We start from the raw sequence: 17338 nt of genomic DNA, 5'->3' as shown, positions 1-17338 counted from the left end.
TTATTGTTGTTCTGCGGCAATCAGTTCTTCGATCTCTTTAATAATGCCCGCCGCGTTTTTAATCGCATCCTGAAGAGTGATTTCGTAAACGTCGCGGGTTTCGAAACGCTCATTGTCTTCCGGGGTCACGGCCACGGAGTGGATGATAATGTCGGCTTCGGCGATATCCTGCGCGGTGAGGCGATTTTGAATGCCGTCCGCGCCCTGGGTTTCAATTTTAATTTCGTCGTATCCCGCTTCCTGTGCGGCTTCTTCAAGTGCCTGAGCCGCCATAAAGGTGTGAGCAAGACCCATAGGGCAGGCGCATAGTGCAATAAATTTCTTAGCCATGATGAAAACTCCTTATTGATCGGTTGAGGCGATTATGGGCGGCAAAAAGTCCGTCGCGTTACCAGACTAATAATGCATTTACCTGACGATTGATGCGTGAAATGGGAAATGTGACGGGCGTCCGCTTATAAGCAAACGTAATGAAAATCAGGAGGAAAAGCGCTGCCCCGACCAGGGCAGCAGAGGATCAGTAGCCGACCGGGTCCAGCACGAACTGCTTCGCGCAGTTGCCAGGATGCGGCTGTGGCAGAAAGGAAGCAGGGTTCAGCGGCGTGTTAATTGCCGTGGCTTTAATCGAGATTTGCATTTCGGTCAGATACGCCGGATTGCCATTGCAGGTGAGCTTAAAGGCTTTAACATTATTTGCGCCCCAGGCCTGGGCGATAGCGGCATTAAGCGCGCTACGGTCAATGGTTTTACCGTAATTCGCGGCAATAAATCTGCCCAGCTCGCTGTGCCGGATTTCGTGATTCAGGCGCACCATTGTGCCGACCCAGGCATCAGGATCGAAACCAAAACAGACGCCGTGTTTGGCATATTCATAGCGTTCAAGGCAGGAGTTGCCGCCCGCACCCGGCATCACGCCGTTAAGTTTATCCGCCATTTCCAGCGAGATGCCGGTTTCTGCGGCCTGACATTTCCGGCTGGCGAGGGCTTCCGGCATATTGGGCACCGGGCGCGAGGCGCAGCCGTAACGCATCCAGCGCCGCTCATCCACGCCGCGTGCAGCAATAGATTTTGGTAGCCCTGGCCACAAACCGTGGACGGTGAGAAACGTGGTTTTATCGTCGCTCTCTTTTTGTAAACGGCACTCGTCAGGTTCATTGCGCTTGCTATAGTGCTGACTCTGGCAAAAACCGGTCTGCCAGGAGAGCGCCAGCACATAGCGGTCAAAATCGGCATATTGCGTGGCGACGAGCGGCGTTGCGCAGGCATTAGCCGCGCACAGCAGGGTGGCGCAGGCGATACTCTTCCTGAACATTTGTGATCCTGATGGTCTGCATGAATTAATTTCTGAAGATTATTAAAGCATAAAATGGCGGGACGAGCGGGAAAAAGCCCGGCGGCGATGCCGCCGGGAGAGCGCATTAATGCAGTGCTGCGCCGGGAACCAGAATTTCGGTGGCGACGATAACCACGATCAGGCCGACCAGCACCGGCACCGACGTGCGTTTAACCACTTCAAACGGCGAAATTTTCGCCATCCCGGCCACCGCAACCACCACGCCTGAAACCGGCGAAATGGTACGGCCAAGGTTGGAGGCTTGCAGCATGGGAATGGAGAGATACGCCGGGTTAATGCCGGACTGATGCGCCAGTTTCGGGATCATTTCGACAAAAGCATAGAACGGCGCGTTACCGGAGCCGGTGGTCATCGCCGCCAGCATGGTCAGCACCACCAGCACCAGCATCAGGATGATACTGGCCGAGCCGAACGAGGTGGCGATGGAGATCAGGCTCTGAATAAAGCCAATCGTGCTTAATCCCTGGGCAAAAACGCCTGCCGCCACCAGCAGCATCACCACGCCTGCAAAGGCATCCGCCATGCCGCGCCATGCGACATCCAGCCCGGCAAAAACTTTCTGGGTGCTGAAGCTGCGCAGAAATTCGAGGATAGCCGCCAGCAGCATACAGATCACCAGAATGGTGATGATGTGCAGTTCCGGCCCCCATTTACCGTCAAAAATCAGCACGCCGATAATCGGCGTAAACGGCAGGATGGCGTAGAACGACGGCGCGGTAGTGGTGATCTCGTTCACGTCCAGCATTTCGTGGGTGATTTGCTCTTTCTTGTCGAGATAACGCTGCCAGAAAAAGTGCGCTATCGCCATGCTGATAATGGCGGCGATGGAAATCGGCAGGGTCGTTTTAAAAGCAAAATCAATCAGCGGCATTTCAGCGGCTTTCGCGGCCAGCACCACGTCGCCGGAGGTCGGGGAGAGAATAATCGCGGCGGGGGAGGCGCAAATAGCAGCGGCAGCCCCACGGCTGATCCCGACGTTAACCATGACCGGGAATAGCGTTGCCATGAGCAGTACGCCCAGACCGGTGGCGGAAGAAACGGCGAGCGACATCAGGCAGGCGACAAAATAGGCCGCGATCATCAGAATGTACGGCGAATTAATATAGCGCAGCGGTTTGGAGGCCAGTTTGACCACCATATCGTTGGCACCGATATGGGTCATGTAGGCCGCAAAGCCGCACAGCATCATGATCATCATGCCGAGATCGCCGCCGCGACTCATTAGCAGGATTTTTATGTATTCCACGATATCGGTCGCGGAATAGCCGGTGCTGGGGTTGCTGGCGGGTAAAATCTGATGTCCCAGAATGGCGCTGAGGATCAGCAGCAGCAGCCCGCCGACAAACAGTACGCCAGTCGCGGAATAACCTTTAATGATGTATCGGGCGACGCCGACAATGACCACCACGCCGATGAGTAGCTCTAAAAACGTTAACATTATTGTCACCTGTAACCGTGTTACCCAGAGAAAATGCTGCCTGAACAGTAATATGTGAGAATTCTGCGCGAAATGTGCCGAAAAAGTGGGCGGGATGTGCTGATAAAAATCAATAAACCCGCGACTAAAAACCGCGCAGAGTATATTTCATCCATTATTTAATGTGGAGCGGTAATATTCATTATATGAATATATAAAATGGGTTTTTATGATACGTAAATGATAAATAAACGTTAAAATTAGCGGCAATTGAGCCTGAATATCCGGCAAACGTAAATTAGCTAAAAAATCCTTTAATTTAAAAATTAGACTTACGTATACTCGCTTAACCATTCATTGACTTGCGAAATGATATGCACGCCCATGGGATCTACCGCCTGCGCTTCCTGAAAAAGCATCTGCTGATGCTTTTGCTGGCGTTTGGCTGGCTGTTGATCCAGAGTCAAATGGCGCTTGCCTCTCATGACTGCGCGCTGCAACCGCAGGGTGAAGCGGTGATGATCCAGCATCTGGATCACCAGATGACGCACCCGGCGGTGGCGAAAGCGCCACTGTGCGATAAACACTGCGTGCCGGATACGGCGCAGAAAATTACCGATCATCCGCCGGTGGTGGCGCTGCCGGTCGCCATGACTCTCGATGTGATGCCGCTGCCGTGCCAGGCCGCACCACGCAGTGAATGGTCGCTGACCCCGCCCGCCGCAGGCCCGCCTGCCACCATCCGTTTTTGCCGCTTCAGAGAATAGCCACTCCGATAATTCGCCGATTTTTTTACCCAAAATTCACGATTATCTGGAGTTGTTATGACTATTTTTATCCGCGCGCTGACTGGCGTGCTGCTGACGTTTTCCCTTTTCTCCGCTCAGGCCCACGAGCATCAGCCTCAACCTGCCCAGGCCACCCCGGTGCATCACGCGCAGGGTATTATCAAAAAAATCACGCCGCAAACGGTGACCATTGCGCATCAGGCTATTGCCGATCTCAACTGGCCCCCGATGACCATGCAGTTTGCGCTTTCTGCTCCCGTCTCGCTGACGGCGGGCGAACGCGTTGATTTTACCTTCGTTCAGGACGATTCCGGTTACCGGATCGTCTCGCTGACCGCGCTGCGCTGAACCGGAGGAACTATGAAATTTTCTGCGCTGAGCCTGTGGCTCGGCGGGGCATTGCTCGGCGTTATTCATCTCTCCGCCCAGGCGGAAACGTGGACCCTCGCGCAAACCCTGACCGCTGCCCAGCGCTATTCTGCCGGGCTTTCCGCCAGTCACAACGAAGCCCGCGCGCTGGAGTCGATGGCCGGTTCCGCCCGCGAACTGCCGGACCCACAGCTTAAATTTGGTATTGAGAATCTGCCCGTGCAGGGCAGTAACGACCGGCGTTTTACCCGCGAAGGCATGACCATGCAGCGCGTTGGCGTGATGCAGCGCTACGTCAGCCAGGAGAAGCGCGAGCGAAAAGCGCTGACCCTTGAAGCGCAGGCGCAAAGCGTGACCGCCCAGACCGCTACGCTGACCGCCGCGTTGCAGCGCGATGCCGCGCAGGCGTGGCTGGATCTGGCGCTTTCGGAAAAAGCGCTGGCGACGGCGAAACGGGTGGTGGCGGAAACCGCACGCCAGCGGACGGCGCAAACGGCAAGCGTGGGCACTGGCAGCGCCATGCCGGACAGCGTCCCGGAACTTCAGCTCACGCTCAGTACCCTGCGCGACGAAGTCACGCTGGCCGAGCGTGACGTGCAGGTCGCCCGCGCCCGTCTGCTGCAACTGACCGGCGAACCGGTAACGGGCATCAGCGGCAAGCTGCCGCCCTATCAGCGCCTGCCCGCCGATGAAAAAACGCTGCTGGAAGGGATTGCTCTGCATCCGGAGGTGATCGCCGCCGCGCGTGAGGCGAGCACCGCCAAAGCGCGTTCGGCTCAGTCGGCGGTCGCCGCCATTCCCGATGTCGAGGTGGAGCTGTACTACGCTCACCGCGCCGAGGGTTATGACGATATGGCCGGGGTGATGTTTACCGTCGATCTGCCGCTGTTTCAGGCGCGCCGTCAGGATAAAGATCATGCCGCTGACGTTTCGCTCTCCATGCAGGCTAACGATAACGTTGCCCAGACCGAGCGCGAGCATACCGCGCAGGTCAGTTCGCTGATTGCGGAATACCAGGCTGCGCAAACGCTATGGATCCGACAGCGTGACGATGTTCTTCCCCTTCAGCAGCAGCGGCTGGATCTGCTGACCGCGCAGTATCGTGCCGGGCAGTCCACCCTTTCCGCGCTACTGGGCGCGCGTCGCGATGTGCTCGCCAGCGAACTGGCAGTGAATAAAGCCGAAAAAGAGGTTGCCCGTAACTGGGCGGCAATTCACTGGCTGATCCCACAGGAGTTAACCCAATGAAAAAAGGAATGCTGGCAATGATCGCCGTGACGATTCTGGCGGGCGGCGTCGGCTACTACGCCGGTCGCGAGACCCCGTCGTCTTCCGCGCCGTCAGACGCTTCGCCGCAGCGCAACGTGCTTTACTGGTACGATCCGATGGTGCCGGACCAGCGCTTCGATAAGCCGGGCAAGTCACCGTTTATGGATATGCCGCTGGTGCCCCGCTATGCCGATGAAGGGCAGGCCGACAGCGGCGTAAACATCAGCGCCCGGCAGCAGCAAAATCTGGGCATGAAAGTGGCGAAGGTGGAAAAAAGAGTGCTGACAGCGGACTTTTCCGCCTTCGGCACCGTTACCAGCGATGAACGCAGCCTGCGCATCGTTCCCTCGCCAGCCTCCGGGGTAGTGGAAAAGCTGTTCGTGCGCGCGCCGCAGCAGTGGGTGAAGGCGGGCGAGCCGCTGGCGCGCTTGTGGATCCCCGACTGGACAGCGGCGCAGCAGGAGTATCTGGCGGTGCGGCGGCTGGGGGATGCGACGCTGACCCGCGCGGCCCGCGAGCGGCTGGCGCTGCAGTTTATGCCCGCCGCGATCGTCCGCGAGCTTGAACGCAGTGGTCAGCCGCAAACGCGGATCACCCTGCGCGCGGAACAGGCGGGCTACGTGGCGAAACTGGATACCCGCGAGGGCGCGCAGGTCACCGCCACCGCGCCGCTGTTTGAACTGGCCGCGCTCGATCCGGTGTGGGTGATCGTGGATTATCCACCGACCCAGGCCGCGCAGCTTGCGCCGGGCAGCGAAATTATCGCCAGCGTCGCCAGCTGGCCCGGTGAGCAGTTTCAGGGGCGGGTGAGCGAACTGTTACCCCAGCTTGAAACCACCACCCGGACCCTGCGTGCGCGCATCGTGCTGGATAATCCGCAGCAAAAGCTGAAGCCGGGGATGTTTCTTACCGTTAAAGCCGCACAGAATCCGCACGGGCAGCCGGTGCTGGCGGTACCGGAAGAGTCGCTGATTGATACCGGCAGCGCCAGCCGGGTACTGCTGGCGGATGGCGAAGGGCATTTCAGCGCCGCCAGCGTAACGACCGGGATGACCGCTAACGGCTGGACGGAGATCCGTAGCGGCTTACGCGAAGGTCAGCAGGTCGTCACGTCCGGGCAATTCCTGATCGACTCCGAAGCCAGCCTGCGCAGCGCGCTGCCAGCGCAGGTCGCGGTGAAGGAATATCAGACTACCGGCGTGGTGAAAGCGCTTGAGGGCAACACCATCACTCTCGCGCATCAGCCCGTCCCGGAACTGCAATGGGGGGCGATGACCATGGACTTTACGCTGAAGCAGCCCGCTGACGGTATTCACGTCGGCGATAAGGTGATGTTCAGTTTCACGCTGGATGACGAGCAGGGGGCAACGATTACCCACCTGATGCCCGGCGGGGAGGCGATGCAATGATTGCTGCTGTTATTCGCGCCGCGCTACGCAACCGGCTGCTGGTGATCCTCGCGGCCATCGGCATGGCGCTCTGGGGATTGTGGGCGGTTCAGCGTGCGCCGCTGGATGCGCTGCCGGATCTCTCTGACGTGCAGGTGATCGTCCGCGCCAGCTATCCTGGTAAAGCGCCGCAAATTATTGAAGATCAGGTGACCTGGCCGCTGACCACTTCAATGCTTTCCGTGCCCGGCGCGAAAACGGTGCGCGGCTATTCGATGTTTGGCGATGCATACGTGTACGTCCTCTTTGAGGATGGGGTCGATCTTTACTGGGCGCGTTCGCGGGTGCTGGAATATTTAAGCCAGATCCAGGCCCAGTTGCCGGAGGGAGCGACGGTTGCGCTGGGGCCGGATGCTACCGGCGTGGGCTGGATCTACGAATACGCGCTGGTGGATCGCAGCGGTAAACACAGTCTTGCTGATTTGCGTGCGCTTCAGGACTGGACGCTGCGCTACGAGCTGAAAACGGTGCCGAATGTCTCCGAAGTGGCGAGCGTAGGCGGAATGGTCAAACAGTATCAGGTGATCCCCGATCCGGCGCGTCTGCGGGCGCTGAATATTACTCATCAGCAACTGGTTGATGCCCTGAAAGCGTCAAATCAGGAGAGCGGCGGGGCGGTGCTGGAAATGGGCGAAGCTGAGTATATGGTGCGCACCAGCGGCTATTTGCAGCGGCCCGATGATTTCCGTCAGGTGGTGATTGCCAGCCGGGAGGGCGTGCCGGTGATGCTGTCGGATGTGGCTGACGTGCGTATCGGTCCGGAGATCCGGCGCGGCGTGGCGGAGCTTAACGGGGAAGGCGAAGTGGCTGGCGGAATCATCGTCATGCGCTACGGGCAAAACGCGCTGGAAACCATCCGGGCGGTGAAAAGCAAACTTCAGGCGCTGCAACAAACGCTGCCCGCAGGCGTGGAGATTGTGCCGGTCTATGACCGTTCGACGCTGATTGAGCACGCCGTCGAAACCTTAAGCCATAAACTGATTGAAGAGTTTATCGTGGTCGCCGCCGTCTGTACGCTGTTTCTGTTTCACTTCCGCTCGGCGCTGGTGGCGATTGTCTCTCTGCCGCTCGGCATTCTCGGCGCGTTTATCGTTATGCATTATCAGGGCGTTAACGCCAATATTATGTCCCTCGGTGGGATCGCCATTGCGATTGGCGCGATGGTCGATGCCGCAATTGTAATGATTGAAAACATGCATAAAACGCTGGAGCAGTGGCGGCACGATCACCCTGACCAACAGCCAGAAAGCGCCGATTACTGGCGCATTGCCGAACAGGCGGCGGTGGAAGTGGGACCTGCGCTGTTTTGCAGCCTGCTAATCATCACTCTGTCGTTTATTCCGGTGTTCTCGCTGGAGGCGCAGGAAGGGCGAATGTTCTCGCCGCTGGCATTTACCAAAACCTGGTCGATGGCGGTCGCCGCCGGGCTGGGGATCACCCTGGTGCCGGTGCTGATGGGCTATTTTATTCGCGGTAAGATCCCCGATGAGAAAGCCAATCCGCTTAACCGCTGGCTGATCCGCGCCTATGAGCCGCTGCTGGATCGCGTTCTGCAATGGCCGAAAGCCACGCTGGGGCTGGCGCTGATCCTGCTACTGGTGACGTTCTGGCCGCTCAGTCGCCTCGGCAGCGAGTTTATGCCGCCGCTGGACGAGGGCGATCTGCTGTACATGCCGTCAACTCTGCCGGGTATCTCCGTGCGCGAGGCCACGCGGCTGCTCCAGCAGACCGATCGGCTGATCAAGAGCGTACCGGAAGTTGAGAGCGTATTTGGTAAAGCCGGGCGCGCGGAATCGGCAACCGATCCCGCGCCGTTAACCATGCTGGAAACCACCATCCGCTTCAAACCCCGCGAACAGTGGCGCAACGGGATGACGCCCGACAAGCTGGTGGCCGAACTGGATCGCACGGTAAGCATTCCCGGCATTGCTAACGTCTGGGTGCCGCCGATCCGTAACCGGCTGGATATGCTGGCGACCGGGATCAAAAGCCCGGTTGGGATCAAGGTCAACGGCAGTAATATCGCGGATATTGAGCGCGTCGCTCGCCAGATTGAGGGGCTGGTCAAAGAGGTGCCGGGCGTGACCTCTGCGCTGGCGGAGCGTTTATCCGGCGGGCGCTATGTCGATATCAAAATCAATCGTCTTCAGGCTGCGCGGTATGGCGTGTCGGTGCAGGAGCTGCAATCGCTGGTGGCGACGCTGGTCGGGGGCGAAAATGTCGGGCAGACGACAGAGGGACGGGAGCGCTATCCCATTAACGTCCGCTATCCACGGGAACTACGCGACAATCTCGACAAACTGCGCAATCTGCCGGTGGTGACGGCCAACGGCAGTCAGGTGGCGCTGGGGCAACTGGCCGAGATTTCGCTTAGCGAAGGCCCGCCAATGCTGAAAAGCGAAAACGCTCGCCTGTCGAACTGGATTTATGTCGATCTGCGCGGTCGCGACCTGAAATCCGCGGTGGATGACATGCAGCAGCGGGTGGCGCAGCAGGTCAAACTGCCGCAGGGGGTAACGCTTTCATGGTCGGGGCAGTTTGAATATCTGGAGCGCGCGACGGCGAAGCTGAAAATAGTCCTGCCGGTGACGCTGATGATTATTTTCGTGCTGCTGTGGCTTACCTTCAGGCGTATTTCAGACGTGCTGCTGATTATGGGCACGCTGCCATTTTCGCTTATTGGTGGGGTCTGGCTGCTGTGGCTGCTGGGATATAATCTGTCGGTGGCAGGTGCCGTCGGATTTATTGCCCTGGCGGGCGTCGCTGCCGAGTTTGGCGTCATTATGGTGCTGTATCTTAATCACGCCATTGAGAAATATCAGCGTCTCGAACCCGAGGGCGGAAATATCACGCTGATGCGCGCTATTCACGAAGGCGCGGTATTGCGCGTGCGGCCAAAAGTGATGACCGTGGCGACAATCATGACCGGGCTGCTGCCGATTATGTGGGGCAGCGGCAGCGGATCGGAAGTGATGAGCCGTATTGCCGCGCCGATGATTGGGGGTATGATCACCGCGCCGTTATTGTCGATGCTGGTTATTCCGGCGGTATATAAGTTGCTCCATCGGGTGAAATAATGGCGGGCGCTCTGCGGAGCGCCCGTTATGCAATATGATTAAACTTAGGGATTTTTCCGCTTTCGTTAAGCCTTTATTCATATATTTTATGGTAGCATGCCATAGAAATGAATAGAGTGGTTATGAGTGTGAAACAATTACAATCCTTAGTTTTTATTGTCTTTTTTATTATGCCTCCGGCGTTTGCGGCAACCATCGGCACTATGATCGGCGATGGTGTGCGCACCGTCAGTAATAATGCGGCCGAAACCTGGCAGGAGCCGCAGCATTACGATCTTTATATTCCGGCAATCACCTGGCACGCACGGTTTGCCTATGATAAGGAAAAAACCGATCGCTATAACGAGCGTCCGTGGGGCGCGGGTTTCGGGCAATCCCGCTGGGATGAAAAGGGCAACTGGCACGGCCTGTACTTTATGGCCTTTAAAGATTCCAACAACAAACTGGAGCCGATAGGGGGCTACGGCTGGGAGAAAACGTGGCGACCGCTGGCGGACGAAAACTTCCGCCTCGGCCTCGGCTATACCGCTGGCGTCACCGCCCGTGACAACTGGTATTACGTCCCGATACCGGTGCTGCTGCCGCTGGCTTCGGTCGGTTACGGCCCGGCGACGTTTCAGATGACGTACATTCCAGGCACCTATAACAACGGCAACGTTTACTTTGCCTGGCTGCGATTTCAGTTTTAAGTTCGGCAAATCGGCCGTGCGACAAGCGTCAATCGGCTAACGGACAGAAAAGAGCGAATTATGTGATGCGCTTAAAAAAGTTAGCGATTTTTATCACTTTTTCGCACTGTTTGACTGGACAAATCGCACCACAATTGTTGTACTGATACCCGACACAGCATTTGTGTCCTTTTTTCATGTAAAGGTAATTTTGATGTCTAAGATTAAAGGTAACGTTAAGTGGTTTAATGAGTCCAAAGGATTCGGTTTCATTACTCCTGAAGATGGTAGCAAAGATGTATTCGTACACTTCTCCGCTATCCAGACCAATGGTTTCAAAACTCTGGCTGAAGGTCAGCGTGTAGAGTTCGAAATCACTAACGGTGCCAAAGGCCCTTCTGCTGCAAACGTAACTGCTCTGTAAGTTCAACGACAGCACGAATTCAAAACCCGCTCACGAGCGGGTTTTTTTTCGTCTGCGAGTCGGCCTATCGCGCCGTTGTCGAGACCAGCCAGAAGGCGAGGGCGGTGAAGGCAAGCGATCCCAGCAGGTTCAGCGCGATATTCAGCAGCGCCCAGCTAAAACGCCCTTCCTGAAGCAGAAAAAACGCTTCGGCGGAAAAAGTGGAGAAGGTGGTCAGCCCGCCGCAAAAACCGGTGGTTACCAGCAGCTTCCAGACCGGATCGATATTCGTCATCCGGTTGAACCACGCCAGCCCCGCGCCAATAATCAACGCGCCTGCCAGATTCGCGGTTAACGTCCCGACAGGAATAGCATGATGCAGCGGATTAAATTTAAGACCCAGCCACCAGCGCAGAACGCTGCCGGTCCCGCCGCCAATAAAAACGGCAATCAGCACTTGTAACACGATGAATACCTGCTATTTCATAATAAACCGGATCAGTGTAACGCCAGATCCATTCACCGGGAATATGTGGAGTGTATATGATTATTGCCGCCGGGCAGTTCGCCGTCACGCCGTATTGGGAAAACAACGCGCGTATTTGCGTCAACCTGATGGCGCAGGCCGCCGAACGTGGCGCGAGTCTGCTGGTGCTGCCGGAAGCGCTGCTGGCGCGCCACGATGACGATCCTGACCTGTCGGTAAAGTCCGCCCAGCCGCTTGACGGCGGTTTTTTAACGCGCCTGCGTGAAGAGAGTCAAAACAATGACCTTACCACCGTGCTGACGCTCCACGTGCCCTCCGCGCCGGGCAGGGCGGTAAATACGCTGGTGGCGCTGCGGGGAGGGGAGATTATCGCGCAGTACGCCAAACTGCATCTGTATGATGCGTTCAGTATCCAGGAGTCACGGCGGGTCGACGCTGGAGGCACTGTACCGCCGCTGATTGACGTCAACGGCATGAAGACAGGGCTGATGACCTGTTACGATTTGCGCTTCCCGGAGCTGGCAATAGCACACGCGCTGGCGGGTGCGGAAATCCTGGTGCTGCCCGCCGCATGGGTACGCGGTCCGCTGAAAGAGCACCACTGGTCAACGTTGCTGGCCGCGCGGGCGCTGGACACCACCTGCTATGTGGTCGCGGCGGGCGAATGCGGCAGCAAAAATATCGGCCAGAGCCGGATTATCTCCCCGGCTGGCGTGACTCTGGCGGGCGCTGCCGATGCGCCGCAGCTTATCCTTGCTGACGCAGACCGCGCAGAGCTTGAGCAGTTTCGCAGCAAACTGCCTGTTTTACGCAACCGAAAGTTTGCGCCGCCGCAACTATTGTGACGTTTTTTTAAACAATACTTGATTCACCTTGTTACAGATTGCTATTGTGTCTTCGCCGCAAATGTCCGTTAATAGACGCTGGTTTTTGTGGCGTTTTATGCAGCCTGTTTTTTTGAAGAAGGTAACTATGGGTGAGATTAGCATTACCAAACTGCTGGTTGTTGCAGCACTGATTGTTCTGGTGTTTGGTACGAAGAAACTGCGTACCCTGGGCGGAGACCTGGGCACGGCAATCAAGGGCTTCAAGAAAGCCATGAATGATGACGACACGACTGCGAAGAAAAGCGCGGAAGGCGATATTCCGGCAGAACGGATCACGCATAAAGAGTAACGGCAACGCTAAGGCTTGCAAAAAAAAACCGGCACATCGCGATGGCCGGTTTTTTTATGTCAAATGTAAGCGGGTATATTTTTCGCGCTTACTTCACTTCAATCCCTTTCGCCTGCAAATCGGCGTGATAGGAAGAGCGGACAAACGGACCGCAGGCTGCGTGGGTGAAGCCCATCGCCAGCGCTTCCGCTTTCATTTCATCAAACTCATCCGGGCTAACGTAACGCTGTACCGGAAGATGGTGACGGCTTGGTTGCAGGTATTGCCCCAGCGTCAGCATGGTCACGCCGTGACGACGCAGATCGCGCATCACCTCAATGATTTCCGCATTGGTTTCGCCCAGGCCCACCATCAGACCGGACTTGGTCGGAATTTCCGGGTGCGCTTCTTTAAAACGCTCCAGCAGCTTCAGCGACCAGTTGTAATCCGCGCCCGGACGCACCTGACGATAAACACGCGGCACGTTTTCAAGGTTGTGGTTAAACACATCCGGCGGCGTGGCGTTAAGGATATCCAGCGCGCGATCCATACGGCCACGGAAATCCGGCACGAGGGTTTCGATGCGAATTGACGGGCTTTTTTCGCGGATTGCGGTAATACAGTCGGCAAAATGCTGTGCGCCACCGTCGCGCAGATCGTCACGATCCACCGAGGTGATCACCACATATCGCAGTGCCATATCCGCGATGGTCTGCGCCAGTTTTTGCGGTTCACCGGCGTCCGGCGCTATCGGGCGACCGTGGGCCACGTCACAGAACGGGCAGCGACGGGTGCAAATAGCACCGAGGATCATAAACGTGGCGGTGCCATGGTTAAAACATTCTGCCAGATTCGGACAGGAGGCTTCTTCGCAGACAGAGTGCAGGCCGTTTTTGCGCATCGCCGCTTTAATACCCTGGATACGGGAAGAGTCAGCCGGAAGCTTAATTTTCATCCATTCCGGTTTTCGCAGCAGCTCTTCGCGCTCAGTTGCTACGTTTTTTACCGGGATAAGGGCCATCTTATCGGCGTCGCGGTACTTAACACCGCGTTCCATCACAATGGGTTTACTCATAGCGTGCGTGTTCCAGTTGCGGATAACGAAGGAAAGCGTTTCAATTCAATGAAATGTTGTATTTATCAACTATTTTTGAATTCACTCCACGCAGTATAACATTGATGCAGGGATGAAAGCAGCCTGCCAGGGCAGCTATTTGTGAAATAGTTGTTGTTTTTGTTCACATGCCCTGGCGGAATGGGCGAAGATTTTTTAATGCGAAATAAATCAGAACGCCTGGCGAATCACTTTTATCACATTTTGCAAAATGGGATCGCGCAGGCTTAGCTTGTTGTAATGCAATGAAAAATCCATCTTCTCTTCGCTAAGCGGCGGGTAGTCAATGGTGCGTAGCGGCCAGCAGGAGGCGAAAAGCGAGTAGATGCGTTCCGGCATCAGACCGATCAGATCGCTGTCGGCAATCAGGGCGGCAATTGTAAACAGGTTGTAGCTACTGAAGCTCACCTGACGATCCGGGAACAGTTCGTAAATACGTTTACGCAGGTCGCCGTGGCTCTGTCCGTCCAGCATCAGCAGCGTGTGTTGATGCTGGCGCAGCGTATCGGTATCGACCGGCTGGCCCAGCGCAGGGTGGCCGTCGCGGCAGACCAGCACCAGTTTATCGGTATACAGCACATGGTGGGCGAGGGCGCGCGCGGTCAGCACATAGCTGTCGATTACTAAATCGGCCTGGAACTGACTTAATTTATTGATGGCATCCGTGACCGGAATATTGCGCAGTAGCAACTGCGGAAATTCTTCGCGTACCGCCTTATAAATAGTCGGCATCACCAGCGCACCGATAGATGACGAGGTGGCTATGGTGATCGTGCGCTGTTTATCATAGCTGCCGGTTAAATCCAGCGCGCCGAGGATCGACTCCATTCCCTGGCTAATGTACTCATGTAAATGGCTGGCGTAAGCGGTGGGCGTTACCCCCTGGCCTTTACGAATAAAAAGCGGATCGGGAAATATTGCCCGTAATTTCTGAATCGACTGACTAATAGCCGAGGGCGTGAGGTTGAGAATTTTCGCTGCGTTAACAATCCCTTTATGCACATAGACCGCCTCAAAAATAGTCAGGAGGTTGAGGTCAATATTCCGGAGTGTACGAAAAATTTGCGGGTTATCGTCCTCACGCAGTGGTTTTATTCGTTTTTCTGGCAGGTCGTTGTAATCCACGCTTAGGCTCCATTTTTCATCCACAATATGAATGATAGCTGATGCTGATCTTGTTGTTATTATCGTCTCAATTATTGCAGGGGAGAATGATATTTATCTTAAATATTAAAAGTTTATCTGTTTGTCACATGTGTGAAAAGCCCGCGATCGCAAAAATCGCCGCCTCGTTTCACTCGACAACTCTTTCATTATTAAAACAAATCAAGCGAAATGAAAATATAGAAAGTTCAGGAACTTGTAAAGAAAAAAGGGGATAAAGAGACGGCGGACACAAAAATAACGCGCCGCCGCGCTTAACGAGTTAAGTAGGGATATATTGATAAGGCGGATTGTTTAGCAGCGCTAAAAAATGGCCTACTAATACAGGGGAAATAGAATCCGTGCTGGCGTCTTTCACCCATTCGCTCAGCTGGGCCATTTCCATTCCGGCATAGCCGCAGGGATTGATGCGTAAAAAAGGCGAGAGATCCATCGCGATATTGAGCGCCAGGCCGTGAAACGAACAGCCTTTACGAATGCGCAGACCCAGCGAGCAAATTTTCTTTTCGCCAACGTATACGCCGGGGGCATCCGCGCGCGGATGCGCGTCGACCGCAAACTGTGCCAGCGTGTTGACGACCGTTTGCTCAAGGACTGTGACCAGCTCCCGCACGCCAAGCTTGCGCCGCTTCAGGTTCAGCAGGACGTACATAACCTGTTGGCCGGGGCCGTGGTAGGTCACCTGGCCGCCTCTGTCGCTCTGGATCACCGGGATGTCGCCGGGTACCAGAACATGTTCCGCTTTACCCGCCTGACCCTGGGTGAAAACCGGCATATGTTCCACCAGCCAGATTTCATCCGGGGTGTTTTCATTGCGCGAGTCGGTAAATTCATGCATCGCCTGCGAAACGGGTTCATAGGGCTGAAGGCCCAGGCGACGAATAAGGATGGTGTCCTGAAGCAAAACGCAGTCTCCGGGGAGGGATCGTGCCGGGGATTATATCACACAGAAAAATGCGTTACCCGGCGGATACCGGGTAACTGAATGGTTTACAGCACCATACGGACAATTTCGATATTGCCCAGCTCTTCATAGAGCGTTTCAACCTGCTCAATATGCGTGGCGTTAATGGTGATGGATACCGAGTGGTAGTTGCCTTTGCTGCTCGGTTTTATCTGCGGGGAGTAGTCACCAGGCGCATGGCGCTGTACCACTTCAACCACCTGATCCACCAGCTCAGGTTTCGCCAGACCCATTACCTTATAGGTAAACGGGGTAGGGAATTCCAGCAGTTCGTTAAGTTTGGTTTTCATGTCAGCTCCGGCGTTACAAAAAAGAATAACTCCCACAGGCGCGGGAGTTATCAGGATGAATAGTATATGGGGGCGAGCGCCCGGTTTTCAATAGGCTAAATATTAACCAAACCAGTGGTGGAACATTAGCTTAATGTAATCAATCATTTTACCGAAGAAATTCCCTTCCGGGATCTCCTGGAGCACCACCAGCGGGCGTTGTTCGATGATTTTGCCATCAAGCTGGAAGTTGATCGTACCGACAACCTGGTTTTTTTGCAGCGGGGCATGAAGCTCCGGGTTGTTCAGCACGTAGCTGGCTTTCAGATCTTTCATCCGACCGCGCGGAATGGTCAGGTAAACGTCTTTATCAACGCCCAGCGAGGCGCGATCGCTGTCGCCAAACCATGCCGGTTCAGAGGCAAACTCTTTGCCCGTTTTCAGCGGATTGACGGTTTCAAAGAAGCGGAAACCCCAGGTCAGCAGCTTTTTACTTTCTGCTTCACGGCCTTTGAAGGTGCGCCCGCCCATCACGGCGGAAATGAGGCGCATCTGGCCTTCGGTCGCGGAAGCCACGAGGTTGTAGCCTGCTTTGTCGGTGTGACCGGTTTTGATGCCGTCCACATTCAGGCTGTTATCCCACAGCAGGCCATTACGGTTGGTCTGGCGGATGCCGTTGAAGGTGAACTCTTTTTCTTTATAGATGGTGTATTCGTTCGGTACATCGCGGATCAGCGCCTGACCGATCAACGCCATATCGCGAGCAGAGCTGTACTGACCATCAGCATCCAGCCCGTGAACGGTCTGGAAATGGGTGTTTTTCAGGCCCAGCGCATTGACGTAGCTGTTCATCAGGCCGACAAACGCGTCCTGGCTACCGGCGGAAAAATCGGCCATCGCCACGCAGGCGTCGTTACCGGATTGCAGGTTAATCCCACGGATTAACTGGGCCACAGGCACCTGCATTCCCGGCTTCAGGAACATCAGGGAGGAGCCTTTGAACACCGGGTTTCCGGTCGCCCATGCGTCGTTGTTGATGGTGACCAGATCGCTCTCTTTAAACTTCCCGGCTTTCATTGCCTGACCGATGACGTAGCTGGTCATCATTTTGGTCAGGCTGGCCGGATCGCGGCGGGCGTCGGCATTTTGTTCTGCCAGTACCTTTCCGGAGTTGTAATCAATCAGGATGTACGACTCCGCATCGATTTGCGGAACGCCGGGGATCATGGTTTTGATATTCAGATCGTCGGCATGCGCGGCAGAGACGAGCGTAGCAACGGAAAGAACAGACGTGAGCGCCAGGCGCTGCACGGAACGAACGGAAAAAGTGGTCTTCATGGTCAGAAAAACGACATCCGTGATGGAGTTAGAAAAAGTGCCCTACTATAGCAA

At 55.8% G+C, this 17338-nt stretch carries 18 protein-coding genes; 9 read left to right on the top strand and 9 right to left on the bottom strand.

Annotated elements, in window-relative coordinates; genetic code table 11:
• From RT197_RS09640 to dcuC, 3 genes are all read right to left on the bottom strand, one after another.
• Entirely contained in the window at positions 1 to 330 is a 330-nt protein-coding gene (locus tag RT197_RS09640) for a PTS fructose transporter subunit IIB (RefSeq protein WP_103677414.1), read from the bottom strand.
• A 187-nt stretch (positions 331 to 517) separates the two neighbouring features.
• On the bottom strand, positions 518 to 1312 hold the full coding sequence (gene rna / locus RT197_RS09635) for a ribonuclease I (protein ID WP_312949736.1): 795 nt from the start codon (positions 1310 to 1312) through the stop codon (positions 518 to 520).
• A 106-nt stretch (positions 1313 to 1418) separates the two neighbouring features.
• Positions 1419 to 2792 carry an anaerobic C4-dicarboxylate transporter DcuC gene (gene dcuC / locus RT197_RS09630; protein WP_312949734.1) on the bottom strand — a complete coding sequence of 458 codons (1374 nt, stop codon included), beginning with the start codon at positions 2790 to 2792 and terminating at the stop codon, positions 1419 to 1421.
• 353 nt (positions 2793 to 3145) lie between these two features.
• On the opposite strand from dcuC, the gene RT197_RS09625 reads away from it, so the two are divergent.
• The 7 genes from RT197_RS09625 (at position 3146) to cspE (ending at position 10814) form a co-directional block, all read left to right on the top strand.
• A complete protein-coding gene (locus tag RT197_RS09625; RefSeq protein WP_312949733.1) occupies positions 3146 to 3538 on the top strand; it encodes a DUF2946 domain-containing protein in 393 nt (130 codons plus the stop codon).
• A gap of 57 nt (positions 3539 to 3595) precedes the next feature.
• On the top strand, positions 3596 to 3907 hold the full coding sequence (locus RT197_RS09620; protein WP_312949730.1) for a copper-binding protein: 312 nt from the start codon (positions 3596 to 3598) through the stop codon (positions 3905 to 3907).
• Between the two features lie 12 nt (positions 3908 to 3919).
• Entirely contained in the window at positions 3920 to 5176 is a 1257-nt protein-coding gene (locus RT197_RS09615; protein ID WP_312949728.1) for a TolC family protein, read from the top strand.
• A complete protein-coding gene (locus tag RT197_RS09610) occupies positions 5173 to 6606 on the top strand; it encodes an efflux RND transporter periplasmic adaptor subunit (protein ID WP_312949726.1) in 1434 nt (477 codons plus the stop codon). The genes RT197_RS09615 and RT197_RS09610 overlap by 4 nt, the downstream gene beginning before the upstream one ends.
• On the top strand, positions 6603 to 9722 hold the full coding sequence (locus RT197_RS09605) for an efflux RND transporter permease subunit (RefSeq protein WP_312949724.1): 3120 nt from the start codon (positions 6603 to 6605) through the stop codon (positions 9720 to 9722). The genes RT197_RS09610 and RT197_RS09605 overlap by 4 nt, the downstream gene beginning before the upstream one ends.
• Positions 9723 to 9829: 107 nt before the next feature.
• Complete coding sequence (gene pagP, locus RT197_RS09600) at positions 9830 to 10411, top strand: lipid IV(A) palmitoyltransferase PagP (RefSeq protein ID WP_409529684.1); 582 nt, start codon at positions 9830 to 9832, stop codon at positions 10409 to 10411.
• 193 nt (positions 10412 to 10604) lie between these two features.
• The gene (cspE, locus tag RT197_RS09595) at positions 10605 to 10814 is read left to right on the top strand and encodes a transcription antiterminator/RNA stability regulator CspE (protein ID WP_000034826.1); all 210 of its coding nucleotides are present in this window, start codon (positions 10605 to 10607) and stop codon (positions 10812 to 10814) included.
• A 64-nt stretch (positions 10815 to 10878) separates the two neighbouring features.
• Here the strand turns inward: cspE and crcB are convergent, their stop codons facing one another.
• Positions 10879 to 11259 carry a fluoride efflux transporter CrcB gene (crcB, locus tag RT197_RS09590; protein ID WP_312949714.1) on the bottom strand — a complete coding sequence of 127 codons (381 nt, stop codon included), beginning with the start codon at positions 11257 to 11259 and terminating at the stop codon, positions 10879 to 10881.
• Between the two features lie 77 nt (positions 11260 to 11336).
• On the opposite strand from crcB, the gene RT197_RS09585 reads away from it, so the two are divergent.
• Positions 11337 to 12125 (top strand): deaminated glutathione amidase, encoded by a 789-nt coding sequence (locus tag RT197_RS09585; RefSeq protein ID WP_312949712.1) that lies wholly within the window; start codon positions 11337 to 11339, stop codon positions 12123 to 12125.
• 127 nt (positions 12126 to 12252) lie between these two features.
• Positions 12253 to 12456, top strand: a complete 204-nt coding sequence (gene tatE / locus RT197_RS09580) for a twin-arginine translocase subunit TatE (protein ID WP_312949710.1) — start codon at positions 12253 to 12255, stop codon at positions 12454 to 12456.
• Between the two features lie 88 nt (positions 12457 to 12544).
• Here the strand turns inward: tatE and lipA are convergent, their stop codons facing one another.
• From lipA to dacA, 5 genes are all read right to left on the bottom strand, one after another.
• Positions 12545 to 13510 (bottom strand): lipoyl synthase, encoded by a 966-nt coding sequence (gene lipA, locus RT197_RS09575; RefSeq protein WP_312949707.1) that lies wholly within the window; start codon positions 13508 to 13510, stop codon positions 12545 to 12547.
• Positions 13511 to 13720: 210 nt separating this feature from the next.
• On the bottom strand, positions 13721 to 14674 hold the full coding sequence (locus tag RT197_RS09570; RefSeq protein WP_312949704.1) for a YbeF family transcriptional regulator: 954 nt from the start codon (positions 14672 to 14674) through the stop codon (positions 13721 to 13723).
• Between the two features lie 301 nt (positions 14675 to 14975).
• Positions 14976 to 15617 carry a lipoyl(octanoyl) transferase LipB gene (gene lipB, locus RT197_RS09565; RefSeq protein WP_312949702.1) on the bottom strand — a complete coding sequence of 214 codons (642 nt, stop codon included), beginning with the start codon at positions 15615 to 15617 and terminating at the stop codon, positions 14976 to 14978.
• A gap of 86 nt (positions 15618 to 15703) precedes the next feature.
• Entirely contained in the window at positions 15704 to 15967 is a 264-nt protein-coding gene (ybeD, locus tag RT197_RS09560; RefSeq protein WP_015965386.1) for a DUF493 family protein YbeD, read from the bottom strand.
• A gap of 102 nt (positions 15968 to 16069) precedes the next feature.
• Entirely contained in the window at positions 16070 to 17284 is a 1215-nt protein-coding gene (dacA, locus tag RT197_RS09555) for a D-alanyl-D-alanine carboxypeptidase DacA (RefSeq protein ID WP_312949696.1), read from the bottom strand.
• Positions 17285 to 17338: the final 54 nt, after the last annotated feature.

The sequence above is a fragment of the Superficieibacter sp. genome, assembly GCF_032071645.1.
GTDB lineage: Bacteria > Pseudomonadota > Gammaproteobacteria > Enterobacterales > Enterobacteriaceae > Superficieibacter.
Note: the sequence above shows the minus strand (reverse complement) of the source record. Positions and strands in the feature narration are given on the sequence as shown.